Raw genomic sequence first — 6,559 nt, 5'->3', positions numbered from 1 at the left:
GGCGACCGAGGGACGGAGCACGGCGGCCGGCCGCTCCGTGCTGATCAGCACGGCGAAGCTCGCCGGACGGGTGGCCGGAGCCTTCGCGGACCACCAGGCCGCTGCGCGCGGTGCGGACCGTGCGCCGGGATCAGGACGGCAGGCCGGCCGGGCCGGCGACGTGTGGAAGCGAGTGAGACGATGACCAACCCCAGAACCAGCCCCGGCACCAGCTCCGGCGCCGGCCCGGGAATCAGCCCGGGGGCCAAGGCCGTTGCGGACCACCGCCGGCGGCTCCGGCACACCGGCTCCGCCCGTACGGGAACGCTGATCACCAGCTGCCTGGCGGTGTGTCTCGCCCAGATCGCGCTGGCCATGCCCGCGACCCTGAACGGCCTGTTCCAGGAGAGTCTGCACCCGGTCGGGTCCCAACTCACCTGGATCTCCGACGCGTTCCTGTTGCCCGTGACGGTACTGGAGCTGACCTTCGGCGTACTGGGCGACCTCTTCGGCCGCAAGCGGCTGCTGGTCGGCGGCGCGGGACTGCTGGCCGTCGGCGAGGTGGTGGCGGCGACCGCCGGGGGTGTCCCCCAGTTGTGGGCGGGCCAGCTCCTCGGCGGCCTCGGCGCCGCGGCGCTGTTCCCCACCACGCTCGCCATGGTCGCGGCCGGCACCCACACACCGCGCGACCGGGCCCGGGGCATCGCGGTCTGGACCGCCTCGCTCTCCACCGGCGGCTTCGTCGCCCCCGTTCTCGGCGGCATCTCCGGAACCTACGGTTCGTGGCGGCTCTCCTTTGTGATCGTCGCCGCCCTGGCCGTGATCACCGCGCTGGTCTGCCGGCTGCTCGCCGAGGACTCCAGCTCGCCGGAGGGCCGCTCGCTGGACCCGGGTGGCCAGATCACCATCCTCATCGGCCTGTTCGCCCTGCTCTACGCGGTGATCCAGGGGCCGACCGACGGCTGGGGCTCCCCGTTGGTGATCGGTGCCTTCGTCGTTGCCGCGGTGTTCCTCGTGCTGTTCGTCTTCGCGGAGCACCGGGCCCGCACGCCGCTGCTGCGCCTCGACCTGTTCCGCAACCGCGCCTTCACCATCGTCTCGATCATCACCGTCGTCGGAATGTTCAGCTTCCTCGGCACCGCCTATGCGACCAGCATCCGCATCGGGGTGATCCAGCATCAGAGCCCCCTGCGGACCTCGGTGGCCTTTGTCCTGCTCGGCGGGTTCTCGCTGCTGCTCACTCCCCTCATCTCACGGCTGCTGGAGCGGGCGAACCCGCGCTGGCTGCTCTCCGGCGGCCTGCTGCTGATGGCGGCGGGCGACTTCTGGATGGCGACCCTGGACATACGGGAGACCTCACTCGGCGCGTACCTCGCCCCCCTGGGCCTGGCGGGCATCGGCTACGCGTTCAGCATCGCGTCGGTCACCGCCGTCGCCGTGAACACGGTGCCGATCCGGTACGCCGGTATGGCCAGCGCGTCGAACAGCCTGCTCCGGGACTTCGGTTTCACGCTCGGCCCGGCACTCATCGGCGCGGTCGCCCTCGGCCACGCCGGCTCGGCGTTCCAGTCCCACCTGTCGGCCTCCTCGCTCGCCCCGACAGCGAAGGCCGCTGCTGCAGAAGTGGCCCAGGCCGGCGGCCCGCTGGCGGTGAACTCGGTTCCGCCGGACTCTGCACCAGGCCAGGCGGTATCCCTTGCCCGGGACGCGCTCGGCCAGGGCTACTCCCTCGGCTACGTGGTCTGCGGGACGGCCGCGTTGCTGTCGTGCCTGCTGGCCGTGTCGGCCCTGCGGGGTGGCTGGAAGGCCACCCCACACACCGGGGAATCGCCGACGACGGACACCCCAGCGGCCCCGGCCCCGGAGCCGCTGTAGCCCGGTGGTGCGGGGGGGATCGGTGCGTCAGAAGGCGCTGACCATCAGCCACATCACGCACACGTACGCGCCGCCGCCCACGCCAAGGATGATGCCGAGCCACAGCAGCGCCCCGAGCGGCCACGGTACGGGTGTCTCAGGCTTGGGCGGTTCGACGGGGCAGCAGTTGTTGCAGTGCGGATCAGGCATGGGCAGCATCTTGGCGGGGCGCAGGCCGGGGCGGGAGGGCGTGAAAGGGGCGCACACGGCGGCGGTCGACCTGACCTTCGCGCAGGCGGAGGCTCCGCAGCGCAAATTTCCGCACGACCGTCACGACCACGCCATCACCTGCCAAAGGAGGGCGCGCGACCTCCATCGCCGCCGCCGGACGCCGCTCATGAGGTAGGGGGCCGGTTCCATCCCGAGCAGGCCCACAGCCTCTGCGTGCATCAAGCCCACCGGGCGGACGTCGGTTGAGCTCTCACGGTGCTCTTGAGGTCCAGAAGCAGGTCGTCGACCATGAAGAGCCCGATGTCGGGCGCCGGAGCCGGCATGCGCCGCGACGGTCCCCACACAGCCCAGTCAGGCTGCCGCTTTCCATCAAGACTGGTCCTCGGCCTCCAGGTCGGTTTCGTGCGTGAGGTCCACGGGGCTGATCAGGGCTCACGCGTTCTCCTCGGTGATGTCGGCGATGAGCCCGCGCCCTGTGCACTACCGCTCCCAGTACTTCGCCACAGCCTGCGCGTACGCCACCCGGTGGTCGAGCCTGCCGCCTTGAACGCGGAACCGGCCACGCGCGGACTCGGTCAGGGCCGCCCGGCCGAAGAGCTCACCCGGCCGCTTCCAAGCCGTCCGCAGCGGGGCGGTAGTGGCACCGGCGGGCGAGTCGGAGAACGCCAGGGCAACCAGATACACCAGAACGAACGGCAGCACCCCCAGGCACAGGAGCAGCGACGGCACCGTCCCCTCCCGCCCGCGCAGCACCGTCCCATCGGGAAGGTGGATCTCGCAGGAGGGCCGCCACCGCTTCTTGCGCGGCGGCAGGCGCAGTTCGGCCAGGTGCTCGTGGTCCGGGGTGAGCACGGCGAGGCGACCGCCATCCTGCCGGACGACCACGGCGACCGGCGAGGCGCCGGCAGGGTCGTCGGCGAGGGTGAAGCGCGGCTTGCACCCCTTGGGAAGGGGGCGATCATCGGGGGCACCACTGCGCACGTGGACGGGAGCGGCACCTCGGGGACGCAGTTCGTAGCGCTTGGCGTCAAGGTGGCGGGTGAAGGTGAAGGTCATGGAGCGTCCCGTCTCGTCGTATCGGTTCTGGTGCTGTTACCGGTGGCGGAGTTTCCCCGCGGGGACAACCCTCGGGGCCCGCCCGGCCTCAAGGAGAGCACGCCCCCAATGCCCGGACCACGCGGAGCTCGGCAGCGTCTCAGTGCACCCCGGCGCGGCCCTCGATTGTCCGTTTCCAGGGGGAACGACGCGCCCACCGCCCGTCGGCACCACAACATGCGCACGGGGAATTCTGCCGCGCCCACCTCACAACACGCCGCGTGGGTAGGGGGTGTCCGGGTCACGTGATGGGCACTTAGCCGGCCGAGCGCAGAACATCCGCCGGGTAATCACGACCTGTGCGGCGGGCACACCGACCGCCGGCTTGTCGTCCCCCTGTGGGGCACGATCCGCGTCCACGGTCTCGCTGGACGCATCGCCGTGACGTACTGACGCGTCCGCGCCCCCGCACTCGCGTAAACGTTGTCACCGTGGGTAGTTGACGTGGCATGCACGATGTACGCACCGTAAGGGCGCCCTCTATGCTGCGGCTCGCGGCCGCCTCACTCGCTGGGACGACCATCGAGTTCTACGACTTCTTCGTCTACGGGACCGCTGCGGCGCTGATCCTGGGCCCGCTGTTCTTCCCCACTTTCTCCTCGGTCGCCGGGACGCTGGCCGCCTTCGGAACCTTCGGCGTGGGCTTCGTCGCCCGGCCACTCGGCTCGGTGCTGTTCGGACACATCGGGGACCGGCGCGGCAGACGCCCGGTTCTCGTCGCGTCATTGCTCCTCACCGGTGCTTCCACGGTCGCGGTCGGCTGCGTGCCGACGTACGACACGATCGGGGTAACCGCTCCCGTGCTGCTGCTCGTCCTGCGGTTTCTGCAGGGGCTCGGGCTCGGCGGGGAGTGGGGCGGGGCCATCCTGCTGACCGCGGAGCACGCGCCCGCCGAACGGCGCGCGCTGTGGACAAGCGTTCCGCAGGTCGGGCCGTCGCTGGGGTTCCTGCTCGCCAACGGCGTGGTGCTGGCGCTGTCGGCGACGCTGTCCGAAGCGCAGTTCGCGTCCTGGGGGTGGCGCGTGCCCTTCTGGGCGGCCGGGCTGCTGGCCGTGGCGGGGCTGTGGCTGCGCTCGTCGCTCGCCGAGAGTCCACGTTTCCGTGAAATCGAGGATCACGCGCGCGTGCCGATCGCCAACGTGGTGCGCGACCACTGGCGGCTCGTTCTGCTGACCGCCGGCGCACTCACAGTGGGATACGCGATCTTCTACGCCGTGACGACCTGGTCTCTCGCCTACGCGACGGAACGACTGGGCGTGAGCCGTACTGTCATGCTGACCTGCATCATGTCCGCGGTGGTGGTGAAGGGCGCATGCACACCGCTGGCGGCGCTGCTGAGCGACCGCTTCGGCCGGCGGCCCCTGTGCCTGGTGGGATGCGCGGCCTCGGCCCTGTGGATGTTTCCGATGGTCGCGCTGCTCGCCACGGGGGCGCCACTGTTGATGTTCCTCGGCTTCCTGGGGGCGCTGCTGTCGTTCATCACGATGTTTGCTGTGATCGCCGCGTATCTGCCGGAGCTGTACGAGCCGCGCGTGCGCTGCACGGGGGCCGCGGTCGGCTACAACCTCGGCGGGGTCCTCGGCGGGGCGCTGACGCCAATCGTGGCCACGGCACTCGCCCAGCGGGGCGGCCCGGTGCCCTGGGGCGTGGCCGCGTATCTGACGGGGATCGCCCTGCTCAGTCTGGGCTGCTTCGCGCTGCTGCCGGAGACGCGCCCGGTGCGTGCGATGGCGACGGAGCCCGCAGTGGGGTGACCGATCAGGGGTGTTCCCGTCATACGGCCCGTCGGCCAGGGCTCTACCGGCACCGGGCCGTTGCGGCCACGTCGAAATGTTCGCGGGTTTCGACAGCAGCGGTGAATGAGCGGATGACGGACCGGGTGCCGTTGGACGGCCTTCGGCACCCGGCGCGGCATGAGGCAGCGGCTTGGCGCGCTGGGCAGGGTGGAGGTCAATCAGGTATGCGGGGTCCAGAAGGCAATTAGCCGCCCGGCACCCGGTTCAACGTCCTGCCAGGAGCCGTTGAGGGTGAGTACGGCGATCGCGGATGTGGGAAAGCCACGCTGGAATCGTGCCAGCGCGTCATCTTCTGCCTCGCTCGCGAGGATGTCGACGAGACCTTGTGCCCCGGGGTTGTGCCCGATGAGCAGCAGGTTGTGGACCTCGTCGGATACCTCGTTCAGGACAGCAATCAGCTCACCCGGAGACGCGTCGTACAGGCGTTCCTCGTACGACGTCCTGGGCCTCTCCGGCAGCTCGGGCGCAGCAAGCTCCCAGGTTTCGCGGCAGCGCGCAGCCGTCGAGCACAACACCAGGTCCAGGATGATGCCGGAGCGTGCCAGCCACCGGCCGGCGACGGGCGCATCCTTTCGACCGCGCTTTGCAAGCGGACGTTCGTGATCGTCTACCGGCGGCCGGTCGCTCTTCGCATGGCGGAGGATCACTACATGGCGGAGGGTCTCAGCACTCATCGCGCCCCATCCTGGTGCCTGGATGGCCTCCAGCTCGGGCGAACCGCGTCGGATTGAGCCAACCGTGGTATGCACCCACTTAAGCTGTCCATTCTCGGGTTCTGGCTCACTTTCCGTGGCGGGCTGACTGGCCGTAATGTCATGTGCTCATGACGCTGGCCGGTACGACCAGCAAGAAGGGCCGCATCGAGTCAGTACACCTCGAAGAATCAGAGGAATCAGAAGAATCAGCGGAGGAACCCTTCGTAGTTTCGCTGCTGAAGCTGGCTCTCGATCTGCTTCACGGTCTCCAGGCCCACACTCACGATGATGAGGATGCTTGTCCCGCCGAACGGGAAGTTCTGGTTCGCGTTGAAGAGCACCAACTCCATTGTCGGTACGAGCGCGATCAGTCCCAGGTACAGCGAGCCCGGCCACGTGATCCGGTTGAGTACGTAGCTGAGGTACTCGGCCGTCGGGCGACCAGCCCGGATACCCGGGACGAAGCCACCATGCTTCTTCATGTTGTCGGCAGTCTCTTCGGGGTTGAAGCTGATGGCCACGTAGAAGAAGGCGAAGAACACGATCAGCAGGAAGTACGCCACGATGTAAACGGGGCGGTCTCCCTTGGCGAAGTTGGTGGCCAGCCACGTCGCCCATGCCGCCTTCGACCCGCTGAACTGTGCGATGAGCGCCGGAATGGAGAGCAGTGATGACGCGAAGATGACGGGAATCACGCCTGCCTGGTTCACCTTGAGCGGGATGTAAGTGGACGTACCGCCGTAGGACCGGCGCCCGATCATCCGCTTCGCGTACTGCACCGGAATGCGCCGCTGGGCCTGCTCGACGAAGACCACCAGGGCGACCATCGCCAGGCCCACCGCGATCACCGCGAAGAACTCGATCCAGCCGTCGGCGAGCTCGCCCTCGAGCTTGACCTGCCACAGCGCG

The 6,559-nt window shown here is 69.2% G+C and carries 7 protein-coding genes; 3 read left to right on the top strand and 4 right to left on the bottom strand.

The window, feature by feature from the left end; all coding sequences use genetic code 11:
• The coding region (locus ACZ4XD_RS36950) for a hypothetical protein (RefSeq protein ID WP_468049912.1) at positions 1-184 on the top strand (184 nt) is incomplete at its 5' end.
• Complete coding sequence (locus tag ACZ4XD_RS36945; protein ID WP_468049911.1) at positions 181-1,854, top strand: MFS transporter; 1,674 nt, start codon at positions 181-183, stop codon at positions 1,852-1,854. The genes ACZ4XD_RS36950 and ACZ4XD_RS36945, both read left to right, overlap by 4 nt.
• A 27-nt stretch (positions 1,855-1,881) precedes the next feature.
• Here the strand turns inward: ACZ4XD_RS36945 and ACZ4XD_RS36940 are convergent, their stop codons facing one another.
• Together ACZ4XD_RS36940 and ACZ4XD_RS36935 are read right to left on the bottom strand one after the other, a co-directional pair.
• Positions 1,882-2,043: a hypothetical protein gene (locus ACZ4XD_RS36940; protein WP_468049909.1), complete on the bottom strand. Its 162-nt coding sequence runs from the start codon at positions 2,041-2,043 to the stop codon at positions 1,882-1,884.
• A 501-nt stretch (positions 2,044-2,544) separates the two neighbouring features.
• Complete coding sequence (locus tag ACZ4XD_RS36935; protein ID WP_468049907.1) at positions 2,545-3,120, bottom strand: hypothetical protein; 576 nt, start codon at positions 3,118-3,120, stop codon at positions 2,545-2,547.
• A 521-nt stretch (positions 3,121-3,641) separates the two neighbouring features.
• Here ACZ4XD_RS36935 and ACZ4XD_RS36930 point away from each other — a divergent pair.
• Positions 3,642-4,913 carry an MFS transporter gene (locus ACZ4XD_RS36930; protein WP_468049905.1) on the top strand — a complete coding sequence of 424 codons (1,272 nt, stop codon included), beginning with the start codon at positions 3,642-3,644 and terminating at the stop codon, positions 4,911-4,913.
• A gap of 200 nt (positions 4,914-5,113) precedes the next feature.
• Here the strand turns inward: ACZ4XD_RS36930 and ACZ4XD_RS36925 are convergent, their stop codons facing one another.
• On the bottom strand, positions 5,114-5,629 hold the full coding sequence (locus tag ACZ4XD_RS36925; protein ID WP_468049903.1) for a SixA phosphatase family protein: 516 nt from the start codon (positions 5,627-5,629) through the stop codon (positions 5,114-5,116).
• Between the two features lie 227 nt (positions 5,630-5,856).
• A partial coding sequence (gene secY / locus ACZ4XD_RS36920) for a preprotein translocase subunit SecY (protein WP_468049901.1) occupies positions 5,857-6,559 on the bottom strand: 703 nt, incomplete at its 5' end.

Source organism: Streptomyces sp. NPDC029466 (genome assembly GCF_055574515.1).
This window is presented reverse-complemented; position numbering and strand designations above follow the sequence as displayed.